Source organism: uncultured Ruminococcus sp. (assembly GCF_934476685.1).
Lineage (GTDB): Bacteria > Bacillota > Clostridia > Oscillospirales > Ruminococcaceae > Hominimerdicola.
In genome coordinates this window covers 216,546-232,210 of record NZ_CAKSNX010000001.1, presented here as the reverse complement: position 1 = coordinate 232,210, position 15,665 = coordinate 216,546, and the positions used below count along the sequence as shown (strand labels likewise).

Annotated in this window: 17 protein-coding genes; 3 read left to right on the top strand and 14 right to left on the bottom strand. The window is 44.9% G+C overall.

All coding sequences use genetic code 11. The annotated features are described in order from the left end of the window. The first annotated feature begins 37 nt into the window (after positions 1–37). Positions 38–538 carry a hypothetical protein gene (locus Q0E19_RS01100; RefSeq protein WP_294406343.1) on the top strand — a complete coding sequence of 167 codons (501 nt, stop codon included), beginning with the start codon at positions 38–40 and terminating at the stop codon, positions 536–538. A gap of 599 nt (positions 539–1,137) precedes the next feature. On the opposite strand, the gene Q0E19_RS01095 is transcribed toward Q0E19_RS01100, so the two are convergent. Together Q0E19_RS01095 and Q0E19_RS01090 are read right to left on the bottom strand one after the other, a co-directional pair. Then, on the bottom strand, positions 1,138–4,116 hold the full coding sequence (locus Q0E19_RS01095) for an FtsX family ABC transporter permease (RefSeq protein WP_294406340.1): 2,979 nt from the start codon (positions 4,114–4,116) through the stop codon (positions 1,138–1,140). A 35-nt stretch (positions 4,117–4,151) separates the two neighbouring features. Next, on the bottom strand, positions 4,152–5,219 hold the full coding sequence (locus Q0E19_RS01090; protein WP_294406338.1) for an efflux RND transporter periplasmic adaptor subunit: 1,068 nt from the start codon (positions 5,217–5,219) through the stop codon (positions 4,152–4,154). A gap of 408 nt (positions 5,220–5,627) precedes the next feature. Between Q0E19_RS01090 and Q0E19_RS01085 the strand changes: the two genes are divergently transcribed. Together Q0E19_RS01085 and Q0E19_RS01080 are read left to right on the top strand one after the other, a co-directional pair. Then, positions 5,628–6,023, top strand: coding sequence for a hypothetical protein (locus tag Q0E19_RS01085; RefSeq protein ID WP_294406336.1), 396 nt, complete (start codon positions 5,628–5,630; stop codon positions 6,021–6,023). A gap of 168 nt (positions 6,024–6,191) precedes the next feature. After that, positions 6,192–7,529 (top strand): SGNH/GDSL hydrolase family protein, encoded by a 1,338-nt coding sequence (locus Q0E19_RS01080; RefSeq protein ID WP_294406334.1) that lies wholly within the window; start codon positions 6,192–6,194, stop codon positions 7,527–7,529. Between the two features lie 1,262 nt (positions 7,530–8,791). Here Q0E19_RS01080 and rplQ read toward each other — a convergent pair. The 12 genes from rplQ to rplO form a co-directional block, all read right to left on the bottom strand. Beyond that, positions 8,792–9,133 (bottom strand): 50S ribosomal protein L17, encoded by a 342-nt coding sequence (gene rplQ / locus Q0E19_RS01075; protein ID WP_294406332.1) that lies wholly within the window; start codon positions 9,131–9,133, stop codon positions 8,792–8,794. Positions 9,134–9,151: 18 nt separating this feature from the next. Continuing rightward, positions 9,152–10,111, bottom strand: coding sequence for a DNA-directed RNA polymerase subunit alpha (locus Q0E19_RS01070; RefSeq protein ID WP_294406331.1), 960 nt, complete (start codon positions 10,109–10,111; stop codon positions 9,152–9,154). Between the two features lie 131 nt (positions 10,112–10,242). Continuing rightward, positions 10,243–10,839 (bottom strand): 30S ribosomal protein S4, encoded by a 597-nt coding sequence (gene rpsD / locus Q0E19_RS01065; RefSeq protein ID WP_294406328.1) that lies wholly within the window; start codon positions 10,837–10,839, stop codon positions 10,243–10,245. 93 nt (positions 10,840–10,932) lie between these two features. Further along, positions 10,933–11,331 (bottom strand): 30S ribosomal protein S11, encoded by a 399-nt coding sequence (gene rpsK, locus Q0E19_RS01060; RefSeq protein ID WP_294406326.1) that lies wholly within the window; start codon positions 11,329–11,331, stop codon positions 10,933–10,935. 14 nt (positions 11,332–11,345) lie between these two features. Next, a complete protein-coding gene (gene rpsM, locus Q0E19_RS01055) occupies positions 11,346–11,714 on the bottom strand; it encodes a 30S ribosomal protein S13 (protein WP_294406323.1) in 369 nt (122 codons plus the stop codon). A gap of 29 nt (positions 11,715–11,743) precedes the next feature. Beyond that, the gene (rpmJ, locus tag Q0E19_RS01050) at positions 11,744–11,857 is read right to left on the bottom strand and encodes a 50S ribosomal protein L36 (protein WP_028505010.1); all 114 of its coding nucleotides are present in this window, start codon (positions 11,855–11,857) and stop codon (positions 11,744–11,746) included. 69 nt (positions 11,858–11,926) lie between these two features. After that, positions 11,927–12,145, bottom strand: coding sequence for a translation initiation factor IF-1 (gene infA / locus Q0E19_RS01045; protein WP_294406313.1), 219 nt, complete (start codon positions 12,143–12,145; stop codon positions 11,927–11,929). Positions 12,146–12,160: 15 nt separating this feature from the next. Continuing rightward, on the bottom strand, positions 12,161–12,427 hold the full coding sequence (locus Q0E19_RS01040) for a KOW domain-containing RNA-binding protein (protein WP_294406311.1): 267 nt from the start codon (positions 12,425–12,427) through the stop codon (positions 12,161–12,163). Positions 12,428–12,439: 12 nt separating this feature from the next. After that, positions 12,440–13,186 (bottom strand): type I methionyl aminopeptidase, encoded by a 747-nt coding sequence (gene map, locus Q0E19_RS01035; protein ID WP_294406309.1) that lies wholly within the window; start codon positions 13,184–13,186, stop codon positions 12,440–12,442. 44 nt (positions 13,187–13,230) lie between these two features. Beyond that, positions 13,231–13,863, bottom strand: a complete 633-nt coding sequence (locus Q0E19_RS01030; protein WP_294406306.1) for an adenylate kinase — start codon at positions 13,861–13,863, stop codon at positions 13,231–13,233. Between the two features lie 35 nt (positions 13,864–13,898). Beyond that, positions 13,899–15,206, bottom strand: a complete 1,308-nt coding sequence (secY, locus tag Q0E19_RS01025) for a preprotein translocase subunit SecY (protein WP_294406303.1) — start codon at positions 15,204–15,206, stop codon at positions 13,899–13,901. A gap of 2 nt (positions 15,207–15,208) precedes the next feature. Beyond that, on the bottom strand, positions 15,209–15,649 hold the full coding sequence (gene rplO / locus Q0E19_RS01020; protein WP_294406301.1) for a 50S ribosomal protein L15: 441 nt from the start codon (positions 15,647–15,649) through the stop codon (positions 15,209–15,211). Positions 15,650–15,665: the final 16 nt, after the last annotated feature.

The following is a 15,665-nucleotide window of genomic DNA, read 5'->3' as shown; positions in this document are numbered from 1 at the left end:
GCAAGACGTGCAAAGCTATTGGAAGGAAGTAAATAAAATGCCGAAAAAAATCAAAAAGCCTGCATTTCTGCCATGCGAAAAGAAATACCGCATAAGCACGATCGTTACCCTTGGCACATCAATGCTGTTTTCCGTGCTGCTGGGAGGACTTATGAATATGCTTCTGAAAAAAGAAAGCATATTGGCAGGCATAATAATATTTGCAGGATATATACTTTTCCTTGCCGCAGGAGCAGTATCCCTTACACTAGGGGTAAGGTGCTATATAAAAGAGGACAACACAGCCGTTCTCGGGCAGAGCGCATTTTTCCTTGCACAGGTAATAATTTGTCTGATGAATTTAAGATTTGCACTTGTGCTGTTGTTCTCAGCATTGAACCTTGATTCCGCAGCAAGCGCTCTAAAAGGCTCTGCATCATACACGGAATTTGTCCAGTCGCAGTACACAAACTGGGTATGCCTTGCGGCGGCAATGCTGCTTATGATAGTAACGGGCATATTCGGAATGGCTAGGCTGATAAAAGTAAAAAACAGTTGACGGAAGATAGGCAGAAAATATAATAACATTACATAGAAACAAGGACGGTAAGTAAAATACCGTCCTTGTTTTTTATCACTATTATGATTATGGTTTATGCGTTGTCTGTGGAAAACCGACCGTGGACAGTGCAAGGGGCAAGCCCTTACGGGGAGATTTGTGCATAAGAAAAGAGGCGACCACAGGTCGCCCCTACGCATACTTTGAGAAAAACCTGCTTTAGACCTCATCAAAGTAGGTTTAAGTAAAAGCCCGCACTCCGTTTCTTCCGAGTACAAAATGAGAAGTCCATATCACTGACAGCGAGTTTACCGAGCGTAGCGTATTACCCTGTCCGGTGAGGACTCTTCCGAGTGCTAAATGAGAAGTCCGTACAACAGACATCAAGCTTGCGAGTGTCCCGAATTACCCCGTCTGGGAAGACACTGGCGACCACAGGTCGCCCCTACGCATACTTTGAGAAAAATCTGCATTATACCTCATCAAAGTAGGTTTAAGTAAAAGCCCGCACTCAGTTTCTTCCGAGCGCTAAATGAGAAACCCGACAGTAGACAGCGAGTTTACCGAGCGTCCCGAACCGAGCCGTCCGCCCGAGGACATTAGTCTTCGCCGAGTTTGAGGGCTTGGGAGATCTTTATCTTGCCTATCAGCCTTCCCAGTACTGCAAATGCCGTTAAAAGCATTGCTCCTATTACTGCGTATAACTTTAGGTAATCTCCCCTGTCAGGGATAACTGCAAATTCAGGTACTTGCGTGCTGGCATCAAATATGCTCTGGAACAGCGGTACAAAAAGATCACTCGTTATTCCGCCTATGAATATCGCCGCAAATATCGCAACTCCCGATACAAGTATCTGCTCGTATACTATCATCGCTATTATCTCACGGTATTTCATACCCATTGCCCTGAGTATTCCGAACTGCAATGTCCTGCTCTTTATTGACATTATCCAGTATATAAGAAATCCGATTATGCACATTATCATTATCGTGATAAATCCTAAAGTCAATGCACCGTTCATTCCCTGCAGCATAGGATCGTTCTTCTTCTCGGTTATCTCCTGCTTTGCACAGGTAACACCCGTCGTTTCTATGTCGGAATTGTCTATGCTTTCGTAGAAATCCTTTATGGACGCATCATCTTCAAGATCTATCCATACCTGATATGGCTCCATGTTCGTCTGTACGTTCACATAGTCAAGATTCATTACCGCAAAATCCATGTATGTGCCGTCCTTAGCCTCAGCATATGGACTGAGTCCGGGCCAGTAGTCAACAAATGCCAGAACTGTCGCCTCAAAAGCATCGTTCGCTCCCCACTCACATTCTATGGTGTCGCCAAGCTCTAAACCGTAATCCTTGAAACTTGACGAAAGGATAACTCCAGGTGCGTATTCCGCAAGTGCGTTGAGATATTCGTTTATGTGAACCGGCAGCAGCCTGTCCTCAAACCAGCAGACCTTTGAAAAATCTCCAGGCTGTACAGCCATAAGCTGTACGTTCGTGTCGGCAGTCTTGCCCGAACTTGTGTCCTGATCGAGATAATCGTCACGCCTGCGGTCAGCGTTGTCATCACTCTGCTTTGAGGATTTCTTGACAACATTCAGCTTGTTGCTCTTTATGGTAACTCCGTCATGTCTGAGTACCTTTGCCGCCGCTTTCACTCCGTCCAGCTTTTCAAAACGTTCGAAAACCGGTTCGATGTATGTGACAACTGTCTTTGTATCACTATCATCACTGCTTTCGTCTTCCGCCGCTGTTTCCTGCGCCGCAGAAACGTTCTGCATTGATGATGAGGTGGTTTTCTGTGCCTCTTCCGTTTTGCTTGAATACCATTCCTCCGTTATAACTGCGTCACAGCCTACCGAGTAGGATACAGTTTCCTCTGCGCTCCTGTTAAGCGCCCTCGCCGTGTTGGCAAAGAACACACCCATTGATACAGTCAGCACAAGGAAAAGCATAAGAAATCTCTCCCTGCCTGTGGAGGAACGTCCTATATTGGTCAGCGACACATACTGTGCAGGCGACCAGAAACGCTTTCCAATGCAGCTTATGAGCCTGATGATGTAAGGGTGTATCCTTATGAGGAAAAGTCCCAGACCGAGGATAAATGCTGTTGACGCAACAAACATCATAGGGTTGACCGTTGCGGTGGTGTCTGTCAAGCCCTGTGCAACAAGCATTTTCTGCGTTTTGTTATAGTAGTAAAGCCATGCAACAGAGCCGCCTGCAAGGATAAAATCAAGGCAGACCTTTTCCCACAAAGCGTGTTTTCTCTTTTTGGCTTTCGACTGCTTATGCTCAACGATAGTTGTCTTTGTGGCAGGAACTATCGGCACAAGGGTCGTCACAAAGAACACAAGCACTGCCGCCGCAGAATAAATAAATGCCTGAACAGTCAGATGTACAGGGAGAGCCTTTCGGTTGACGAATTCAAGAAATCCGTTGGACGCTCCAAGTATCCTGCAAAGTCCAAGACCTGCGAACGGTCCTATCACAGCCGTTAGAACTCCCAGCACAAGGGATTCTAGAGCGTATATGCCAAGTATCTGTCGGCTGCTCGCACCTCTGCTCTTGAAAACGGCTATCTCGTTCTTCTCCTGCTCAACGTTAAGCTGAGATACCATAAAGAGATAGAAAATTATCATCAGTATGCACGGTATCTGAAGCAGCCACAGCAGCAGAGTAAGCTGTGAAGAACGCTGTGCATACTCTGTAAGGATATCCTTTGCAGGCATAGAAAAGCCGATCTTCTCGTCGCTGTAATATGCCTTCTGATTTGTGATAAGGCTGTCGATATTATCAAGCCCGCTCATATTCAGATTTGTGTAGTCAATAAAATAGTTGTACCTTGTTTTAGTGATATTTACCGCACCGGTCGGCACCATTTCGTTGAGCATAGTATCAAAATCCGTAAAGACAGTTGCTGTATACTCTTCATCTATACCCTCTGCCCAGTAGGGATCAGTTTCGTCCTTTACGTCAAGTATTCCAACGATCTCTATTTTTATCGAGATGCTGTTATCAAAAACATTTGCTATCTCATACACAGTATTTGTGGCAAGACCATTTGTTTTCAAGGACTTTTCAGTAGCGACGCACTCAAAAACTCCGTCGCTTCGCTGACCTGACTCAAACATTCTTCCGCTTGTCACAGCAGAATGTTCTGCGATATCGGACATACCGCCAATAGTAAGTCTTGCGGGGGATTCGCCGTCTGCTATGGAAAAGGATTTACAGTAAAGATAATCGTCAAGGATTATCTTCTTGCTGCCTTTTTCGGGCATATCCGTTTCTGCAAATTTCTTATCCACCTTGCCCATATACTCTTCAATAAACTTTTTCTGGCTGTCCGCACTCAGACCGCTTTTCACGCTTGAAGATGTATTGTATGCGCCTGGGTAGATCTGATACTCCTCCTGAAAAGACTCCATATCCTTAACGAGCATTCTCTGGAGCGAGGCATTCATATATATCGGTATCGTACTCATCATAGCGGAAGCCATAATAAAGCCGATCAGAAGGCAGAACACCATCCATTTGGTATTCCGCATTTTTCTTAGTAACAATGTAAACATTTACGCTTTTTCCTTTCGGTATCGCCTTTTTTGCCTTATTTGAGAATAAGCTCGTCGCCCTCGTTTATGCCCGAAACTATCTCGGTCTGAGAGCCTGTTTCAAGTCCGACTTCAACTGTAACGGCTGTCTTTTCTCCGTTTTTCAGCACATAAACCACCTTTTCGCCGTCAACATTTTTTATTAGGTTGTTTGAAATAACGATAGCGTCCTTTACAGAGTCAAGCACAAGCACAGCGTCGGCAAGCTGTCCCACAGACTCTGTCGGCGGATCGTCCGTAAAGCGTACATACACTGTATCTGCCTCATAGCTTATGCCTGTATCATCGACTGCGTTATGATCCTCCTGCTGCTGCGACTGATACTCCGCAAGGGCGGTCGGGTTCATAAACACTTCGCCGTCATAATAGTTCTCATTTATGCGTATCTGCACCTTTGTACCAACATCGAACTTGGTCAGATCATCAGGCTTTATAGCTATATAGAGGGCAGATGTATCTATTACCATAGCTATCTCCTGTCCGGGGCTTACGTTATCCCCCGCACGGATACTGGAAATAGAGGATACAATGCCGTCGATAGGCGCTTTAAGGCTTGAATCCTCTTTCTGGGCATTAAGCTTTTCGAGATCCTTTTCTATAAGCTGAACGTCAACATAGGCTGAATCTATCTGCGCCTGCGTTCCGCCGCTTTCATATATCATATCAACATTGAGCTGAGCTTTTTTCAGATTAAGCTCCGTCTGCTCTATCTGATAATCAAGTTCGTATGTATCAAGGTCGCATATAACGTCGCCTTTTTTTACGCTGTCACCTGCACGGACATAAAACTTTGATATCGTTCCGCTCAGCTTTTCGTATGACAGGCTGTACTGCCTTTCAGCCGTAACTGTACCGGTGGCAACGATCTTCTTTTCAAGATCCTTTTTCTTTGCCGTAACAGTGGTATAGCTGACTGAGCTTGCTTTTACGGTCGGCGGAGCAAGCACCTCTTCCTCATCGGGCAGCAGGTAGCAGCCTGATGACATTATACAGGCAAGGCACACTGCTGCGCAGCAGACTGCTCTCCTGCATTTCTGATATTTTTTATGAGATAAAATAAACATTCAACATTTCTCCTAAGTTAAAAACTGAGCTGAAAGACCTGCGCTGTACGAAATTTTATCTATATACGAAAATTTTCGCTGCAGGCACATTTTCACACAATAATTATAACAGATTTTCGTATTTTTTTCTATGCACAAACCCACAAAAATAAAGCTGCCGTTCATTGCACTATGCACAAATTTTATGTTCATATTTTTTTATTGTTCCACTTTATATGACAAGCAGGCTTTTGAACCGCCTGTATTTATTTATACCGCTGAAATGTTTCGATTAATATTGACTAATTAACATTTTTATTGTATAATTATGTACATAAAATATATAAATTATAAGTATTTAATATAAGTGCTATTTAAAGAGATCATTTTCTGAAAGTTGAGAGAAAAAAGAAAAGGGAAAAGAGAAATATGGAAAGAAAAACAACTATACACTGCACAGCGGCTGCTGTCCTTTGTACTGCCACTTTCTTTATAACCTATTACGGCGGGATATTTTATAATTTGAAATTATGTTTCGCCTGTGCTGCTGTTATCAACACCGCTCTGCTTATTTCCCCAAGCTTCAACAAGTGGGGGGCAAAGACGGGTATGACAGCCGCTTTTGTTATGGTTCTTCTCGGATTATTTCAGGCATACCACATCAACAAGATCATTGCTGAACATATCGGTTACGAAAACAACGATCAGACATGGGGCGAGATACTCACCCTTTCAAACTGCCTTTGGTTCGGCATACTTTTCGGCAGCGCAATGCTTTCGCTGCTCATTACAGCTATAATCGTTTATATCCGTGAAAGATCGTAACATCTTTTGCGGATTTATTTTCATATTTTTATAAATCTAATCGTTTACATTTCATTTATGCTCTTGCAAAATTCGTTAAATTGTAGTATAATACATATGTTATTAACCGATTTGATATTGCACATTGCATATTTTGTGAAATCGTATTAGAGAGAAAGGATAATAATCATGAAAAAAATACTTGCAATGACTCTTGCTGTCTGCATGAGCTGTATGGCTTTTGCCGGCTGCGGAAGTTCTGATTCTTCATCTTCTTCAAGCAAGGCTGAAACGGCTGCAAATTCTTCTGCTGCTGACACAGCTGACGGAGAGGATTCATCTGCCGCTGACGAAAACGCAAGCGACAGCATTTCAGCAAAGCTGTTGGCTGAGTACCCTGTAAATGACGGAGCTTACGATGTTGCACAGGGCGCAACAGAAAATATGCTTGCCAGGGCGCTTATAAATGAGGGCGACACATCAAGACTTGCAGAAAAGCTTGACTACGCACTCAACAACAAGAAAGAAACAACAAAGATCTGTTTCCTCGGCGACTCTATCACAGCCGGTTCAGGTGCAAACTCATCTACAAACCAGTATGTAAATCAGGTCAAGAGCTGGTGGGAAGAGAACATAAGCTACTACGTTGACGTAACGAACGCAGGTATCGGTGCGACTGACTCCTACTGCGGTGTACACAGAGCGCAGCGTGACTGCATTTCAGTTGACGCAGACATTATCGTTATTGAATTTATAAATGATGCTGATGATGAATTTTACGCATCATGCATGGACAGCCTTGTAAGAATGTGTCTTTCACAGGAGAACAATCCTGCTGTAATAATTCTTGAGCCAAGCTGCGAGGACGGTTCATCACCACAGGCAGCGCACCTCAAGGTAGCGCAGGCATACAACGTTCCTATGATCTCATATCACGATGCAGTAATGCCTGAGATCGAGGCAGGAAACTTCACATGGAAGGACGTATCACCTGACAACGTTCACCCTAACGACAACGGACACATTATCATGGCTCAGTGCATAACAAATCTTATGAGCAAGCTTGTTGCTGACATTGACAATGTTGAAAAGGTATCAACACCATTTGATCCTTCGACAGAAGCACCTGCTGGCAATCCATTTGAAAACGCATCACTTGGTTCAAGGGACACAGCTGACACAGTAAAGACTGTTGACGAAGGAACATTCACAGATGTTGCGACATTCCAGAAGTTTGAAGGCGGCTGGGGAACAACGACAGGCGGCACAGCTGAATTTGAGATCACAGCAAAGAACATTGGTATGCTTTACATGAAGACCACATCAGGCAAGCAGGGAACTATCTCCGTAACGGTAGACGATCAGGATCCTGTACTCATTGACGGAAACTTCCCTAACGGTTGGGGTGATTACGCAAAGGCTGATCCGATCTACTCATCAGACGAAACAGCAACTCACAAGGTCAAGGTTGAAGTAATTGACGGTGACGCACAAGAATTCCAGATCCTCAACTGGCTCGTGTCCTAGTCCTCGGGCGGACGGCTCGATTCGGGACACTCGTGAACTCGCTGTCTGCTGTCGGGTTTTCTCATTGGCGCTCGGAAGAAACGGAGATATGACTTTTACTTAAGTCCTCACCGGACGGGGGCGTTCGGGACGCTCGACAAGCTCGCTGTCTTTGGTGCGAACTTCTCATTTAGTGCTCGGAAGAAACCAAGTGCGTAACTTTTACTTAAAGTCCTCGGGCGGACGGCTCAGTTCGGGACGCTCGGTCCTCACCGGACGGGGTAATTCGCTACGCTTGTAAACTCGCTGTCTGCTGTCGGGTTTTCTCATTGGCGCTCGGAAGAAACGGAGATATAGCTTTTACTAAAAACCACTTTGCAAAGGTCTTGTATTGGCTCTTTTCAGTTTGATGAGGTCTACAAAGTATTCGTAGGGGCGACCTGCGGTCGCCCGCTTATGCCAACTTTGTTAAAGCTTGTCACCGTTTCACAATTACCTGTTATCCTCTCAGACTGAGAATATGTACACTGCATTTGAAGAAACAGAGTACGAGCAAATATTATTATAATTTTATAATGCGTAAGGGGCGGTTTTTGACCGCCCCTTTTTGTATGCTTTTTTCATCTGCCGAACTTTTGACACGCTTTTTGGCACGTTTCCAAATATGCTTAAAGCCCCGTATTTACTCACTTTTTTGAATAAAACTTAAAGGTATCAAAAAGTTGCAGAATATAATAACTTGTTAAATTATGTATGTGTTAGAATTGCAAAAAGGCAAGATAAGACCTCTTTAAAATCGGTAGTCACAGAAACAGGCGACCACAGGTCGCCCCTACCGAAATATCAAACTAAAAAAGCCTAGACATAACCTCATCAAACCCTGTTTTAGTAAAAGTCCGCACTCAGTTTCTTCCGAGCACTAAATGAGAAGTTCGTATCGCAGACAGCAAGCTTGTCGAGTGTCCTGAACCGAGCCGTCCGCCCGAGGACTTTAAGTAAAAGTTACGCACTTGGTTTCTTCCGAGCACTAAATGAGAAGTTCGCACCGCAGACAGCGAGCTTGTCGAGCGTCCCGAACCGAGCCGTCCGCCCGAGGACTTTAAGTAAAAGTCCGCACTCAGTTTCTTCCGAGCATAAAGGTAAAAGACCCAACAGCAAACAGCGAGTTTACGAGCGTAGCGAATTACCCCGTCCGGCGAGGACCGAGCGTCCCGAACGACCCCGTCTGGGAAGACGACAAAAGGGAGCGATTGCTATAATCGCTCCCTGTGTTTTTTATATAATTAAACCAACTGAATGATAGCCATTTCAGCAGCATCGCCACGACGTGGTCCGATCTTGATGATCTTTGTGTAACCGCCGTTACGTCCCTCATAAGAAGGTGCGATCTCATCAAAGAGCTTCTTAGCAACGGACTCCTTAGTTACATAAGCGAGTACCTGACGCTTAGAATGAAGATCGCCGACTTTACCTAAAGTAATCATCTTATCGGTCATAGCAGCTACTTCCTTAGCTCTTGTTACAGTTGTTTCAATCTTACCGTTTTCGAGAAGATAAGTAACCATAGCTCTGAGCATTGCCTTTCTCTGGTCACTGGTTCTTCCCAGCTTTCTTGTGCCTGGCATAGATTTTCACTCCTTACTTTAATTATCGTCCTCAGAATTGAGCTCATAGCCCAGTGAATGAAGCTTTTCCTTAACCTCATCGAATGACTTCTTACCGAGGTTTCTGACCTTCATCATTTCTTCTGCAGACTTTTCAATCAAATCGTTGACTGTGTTTATTCCTGCACGCTTAAGACAGTTAAATGAACGCACCGATAAGTCAAGTTCCTCAATGGTCATCTCAAGGATCTTTTCTTTACCCTGGTCATCCTTCTCGACCATAATCTCTACGACGTTTGTTTCTTCAGACAAATCAACGAAGGGATTAAGATGCTCGTTGAGGAGTTTGGCTGCCATTGATACAGCTTCCTTAGCGGAGATTGTACCGTCTGTCCAGACCTCCAGTGTGAGCTTATCAAAGTCGGTAATCTGTCCTACACGGGTATTGTCTACTGTGTAGTTTACCTTGAGTACCGGCGAATAAATACTGTCTACGGCAATTACGCCGATCGGGGCATTCTGCATATATTGCTTATTCTTCTCGGCAGAAACGTATCCACGGCCTCTGTCGATAGTGATTTCCATATAAAGCTTTGCGCCTGCGCCCAGTGTTGCAATATGCATATCGGGAACGAGGATATCTACTTCTGAGTCTGTCTTGATGTCGCCTGCGGTTACAACGCATTCGCCTTCAGCCTCAATATAAATTGTCTTCGGACCCTCACCGTAAAGCTTAGCAGTTAAACCCTTAAGGTTAAGAATGATCTCTGTAACATCTTCCTTAACTCCAGGGATTGTTGATAGTTCGTGGTGTACACCGTCAATCTTAACTGATGTGACAGCAACACCCGGCAAAGAGGAGAGCAGTACACGTCTCAGGCTGTTGCCGAGAGTAATACCATAGCCACGCTCCAGAGGCTCCAGAATAAACTTGCCGTATGTTCCGTTGCTCTTAAGCTCAGGCGTTTCGATCTTAGGCTTTTCTATCTTTTCAAGCATTTAAAACCCTCCTGTTTTCAAACTCGATTGTTTTCTTGCGTTTACGTCTTATTCCGATAAAACATATCAAGTATTTCCCGCAGCTGTACCGCATAAAAGCAGTACAGCTTATGAGAACTGCTGTCAATAAATTATTTAGAATACAGCTCGACGATAAGGTGCTCCTCGATATCGTAATCAAGGTCTTCCTTAACCGGCATACGAACAACCTTAGCTGTCTGATTGTCCTTGTTTACATCAAGCCATACAGGAGTTGTTCTGCCTGCAGTAGCTTCAATGATCTGCTTGAACTTTGCACTCTTCTTGCTGTTTTCCTTAAGAGAGATAACGTCGCCTTCCTTGATTCTGTAAGAAGGAATGTCTACTCTCTTGCCGTTTACTTCAAAATGGCCGTGAACTACCAGCTGGCGAGCTTCACGTCTTGTCATTGACATACCCATTCTGTATACGACGTTGTCAAGTCTGGACTCGAGGATAGTGATGAGGTTTTCACCTGCCTGACCCTCCATCTTCTGAGCGATCTCGAAGTAGTGGTGGAACTGCTTCTCAAGAACGCCGTAGATGAATCTCAGCTTCTGCTTTTCCTTAAGCTGAAGTCCGTACTCGGAAACCTTTTTTCTTGTATTAGCGTTAGCGTTGCGGTTTGTTTCCTTAGCTACGCCCATAACCATAGGGCTGATTCCCAGTGACTTACATCTTTTGAGTATTGGTTCTCTGTTTACTGCCATTATAATGACCTCCGTTTTTTAATATAGTATCGGGTCTTAGCCGAATCGCTTACCCGACTTTGAGTTAAGCTGCAAACTCAAATTGTCTTATGATTATACACGTCTTCTCTTTGGAGGACGGCATCCGTTGTGAGGAATAGGAGTTACGTCCTTGATAAGTCTAACTTCAAGTTCCTCTGACTGAAGAGCTCTGATAGCTGCTTCACGTCCAGCGCCAGGTCCCTTTACAAATACTTCAACTGTCTTAAGGCCGTGCTCCTTAGCAGCTCTAGCAGCTGTTTCAGCAGCAGTCTGTGCAGCGAATGGAGTAGACTTCTTAGAACCTCTGAAGCCAAGTCCGCCTGCGGAAGCCCAAGAAATTGCATTACCCTGCATATCTGTAATAGTTACGATGGTGTTGTTGAATGTAGACTGGATATGAACCTGTCCCTGTTCAATGTTTTTTCTTTCACGACGACGACGAATAGTAGTCTTCTTCTTAGCCTGAGCCATTGTTCACACCCTCCTTACTTCTTCTTATTAGCGATTGTCTTTACAGGACCCTTACGAGTTCTTGCATTTGTCTTGGTTCTCTGTCCACGAACAGGAAGTCCTCTTCTGTGACGGATACCACGATAACAACCGATTTCTGTGAGTCTCTTGATATTAAGAGCAACTGTTCTTCTGAGGTCACCCTCAACAGTCAAATTGTGATCGATATATTCACGCAATTTTGCTACATCGTCCTCTGACATATCCTTAACTCTAACGTCAGGATTTACGCCTGTTTCAGCGAGAATCTTTGTAGCAGTCTTCTGACCGATGCCGTAGATATAAGTAAGAGCGATTTCGATTCGCTTATCTCTTGGCAGGTCGATACCAGCAATACGAGCCATGATTTAGCTGCACCTCCATTATTGGTTTGTTAGCCCTGACGCTGCTTGTGCTTAGGGTTCTGGCAGATCACCATGATCTTACCTTTTCTCTTGATAACCTTGCACTTTTCGCAGATTGGCTTAACTGAAGGTCTTACTTTCATTGAAATACCTCCTTTAAATTACACAAGAACTTGCGTTCTTAAACTTCTATGGAGCTTTGTAACACTGAGTTACTTTGCTCTCCAGGTGATTCTTCCCTTTGTCAAATCATAAGGTGACATTTCGACCGTAACCTTGTCTCCGGGCACGATACGAATGTAATTCATACGAAGCTTACCCGAAATATGAGCAAGAATTTTATGACCGTTTGTCAGTTGAACCTGGAATGTTGCGTTAGGCAGTGCCTCGACAACAGTACCTTCAACCTCAAGTACATCTTCTTTTGACATTAAAAAACCTCCCCATTAAAGGTTCTGGGTCTGCTGCAAATCAGTATGGGTCAGGTACTCATTTATCAGCCGTCTTATCATTTTGTTTGTCAGCCCGCCTGTGTCAGCAATGCGGCATACAGGTGAAATGTGCTTTATATTTTTTCGCTTCGGGTTTTCAGCCTTGCGGCTTCTGCCGTCTGCGATATACACAAAGCCGTCGTGTACTCCGACTGCAACAAAGTAGGAGTTTTTATCACGACCTGCCGTCGCTCTGACCAGCGTGCCAATGGATATATTCACAACGCTTACCCTTTACGCCTTTGTAAGAATTACGCAGCCGTCCTGAGTAACAGCGATTGTATGCTCAAAGTGAGCTGACAGCTTACCATCTCTGGTCTTTACTGTCCAATGATCGCTCATGGTCTTTACCTCGGCAGTACCCTGGTTTATCATCGGCTCGATAGCGATGACCATACCCGCAGTCAGTCTTATGCCGTGACCTGCCTTGCCGAAATTCGGAACTTCAGGATCTTCGTGAAGATCTCTTCCGACTCCGTGACCAACAAACTGTCTGACAACGGAATAACCGTTATCTTCGTTGTATTTAGCGATAGCCGCACCGAGATCTCCGAGTCTTACGCCCGGCTTTACCATGCTTATCGCAAGATAAAGGCTTTCCTCAGTGGACTTCATAAGAGCCTTAGCCTCAGGTGAAACTTCACCCACCGCAAAGGTCTTACAGGAATCTCCGTGATAGCCGTCTATATAAGCTCCCACGTCAACGGACACGATATCACCCTCCTGGATTTTTCTCGGTCCCGGGATCCCGTGAATGACCTCATCATTTATTGAGATGCAAGCCGAACCGGGGAAACCGCCGTAGCCTAAGAAGCTTGGCTTTGCACCATGAGAGGTAATATATCTGTAAACGACTTTATCAAGCTCGTGGGTAGTCATACCCGGTCTGATAGCCTCGCCTGCAGCGATCAATGCTCCGGCGGTGATTTTACCCGCCTTCTGCATTTTCTCGATTTCTTTATTGGATTTAACACATATCATTTATTAACCTCGAAAGAAACTTTCTATCAGCGTTATACGCTGCATCAGCCTTTTATAGCTGCAAGTGTAAGTTTTGAAGTATCCTCGACCTTGTCCTGTCCTTCAACGGTAACAAGTTTGCCCTGCTTTCCGTAGTAGTCCTTCAGCGGAGCAGTCGACTTATGATATGTTTCAAGTCTGCTGAGAACGGTTGCGGGTTCGTCGTCCTTACGGATCACGATAGGCTTTCCGCAAACATCGCATACACCCTCAACCTTTGATGGCTTGAATTCTGTATGATAGGTTGCACCGCAGTCCAGACAAACTCTTCTGCCTGAAAGTCTCTGCTGAATCGTTTCGTCAGGAACGTAGATCTCGATGACCTTGTCGATCTGTACTCCCATTTCGTCGAGTGCCTCAGCCTGAGGAACTGTTCTTGGGAAACCGTCAAGAATGAAACCGTTCTGAGCGTCAGGCTCAGCGATCCTGTCTTTAAGGATACCTATAACAATTTCATCGGAAACAAGTGCGCCTGCGTCCATAGCAGCCTTAGCCTTAAGGCCATACTCAGTGCCTGCCTTAACAGCAGCTCTGAGCATATTGCCTGTGGAGATGGTAGGGATATTAAGCTCTTTGCAGATAACCTCTGCCTGAGTACCCTTGCCTGCTCCAGGAGCGCCTAAAAGAATAATATTCATGGTATAACTCCTTTTCTCAATCAGACGTTGGTGTTTTATTTAAGGAATCCTGAGTGATGACGCATCATCATCTGAGATTCCATTGTTCTTGCCGTTTCAAGCGCAACGCTTACAACGATAAGGATAGATGTACCGCCCATAGCGATATTCATCTTTGTGATAGCCGAGAAGATTATCGGGAAGATAGCGATAAATCCGAGGAATACCGCACCTACCAAAGTTATCTTTGACAGGATCTTCTTGAGGTAATCGCTTGTCGGCTTACCCGGTCTTATTCCGGGAACTCCGCCGTTGTTCTGTCTGAGGTTGTTAGCGATCTCAACCGGATTGTACTGCATTGATACATAGAAATAGTTGAATCCTATGATAAGCAGGAAGTACAGACAAGCATAGAACGGATGTGTGTAGTTGAACCAGTCAAGGAACTTGTCATAGAAGCTGCCTGACTTTGGCTTGATGAAAAGCTCAAGTGTTGACGGGAGTGACATGAACGCCATAGCAAAGATGATCGGAAGAACTCCGCTCATTGCGATCTTTACAGGGATAAAGGTGTTCTGTCCGCCGTACTGCTTTCTGCCTACTACACGCTTAGCGTACTGGATCGGAATTCTTCTCTCGGCGTTATTCATGAAGATGATAAAGCCGATCATAAGAACAAATACTACGAGGATAACCGGTACAAGGATCATATACTTTGTTTCGCCCTGCTTAGCTCCGTCGATCATGAGCTGTACAAGTGAGATGACCGCTGATGGTCCTCTGGCAATGATGCCGGCGAAGAGGAGCATTGAAATACCGTTTCCGATACCCTTTTCGTTGATCTGATCTCCCAGCCAGATCGTCAGGGACGAACCTGCTGTGAAGCACAGAATGATGATAACTTCTGCAAAATATCTCTCAAAGTTTGAACCTGTGTAAAGCACAGCTCCTGCCGACAGCATTGTGCGGTAGTAAGCCCAGCCCTGGAAGAGGGCGATAGCCAACGCAGTGTACTTTGTGATCTTATTAAGCGTTTTTCTTCCCTCAGGACCTTCCTTAGAAAGTCTTTCAAGAGGAGGAAGCGCATATGTCAGAAGCTGAATAATGATCTGAGCATTGATGTACGGTCCGACGGACAGCGCCATAACTGTTGCTTTGGCGAAGTTACCGCCTGAGAGTACGTTCAGATAGCTGAAGAAATTGCCGGAATCGTTACTGCTGAACCAAGATGACAGCGCTGCTGCATCGAGGTATGGGGCAGGAACGGTACCGCCTATTCTGTAAATAATGATGATGAAAAATGTAAAGAGCAGTTTCTTTCTTAACTCCGGAACCTTCCAGGCATTACGAAATGTCTCTATCACAATTACATCACCTCAGCCTTCCCGCCTGCCTTTTCAATCTTTTCCTTTGCAGCTGCTGAGAACTTAGCAGCCTTGACGGTAAGGTTTTTAGTGAGTTCACCGTTTCCGAGAACCTTTATTCCATCGAGCTCCTTCTTGATGATGCCCGATGCCTTAAGAAGCTCTGTATCTACAACTGTACCTTCTACGAACTTTTCGAGATCTGATACATTGATAGTTGCATACTTAGTAGCGAAAATGTTGTTGAATCCACGCTTAGGAATTCTTCTTGCAAGAGCTGTCTGTCCGCCCTCGAAGCCCGGTCTTACGCCGCCGCCTGAACGAGCCTTCTGACCCTTATGTCCCTTGCCGGCTGTCTTACCGTTTCCTGAACCGTGACCTCTGCCCTTACGCTTAACTTCCTTTGTGGATCCGGCAGCAGGTGATAATTCATGCAGTTTCATGTGTTTGCACCTCCTT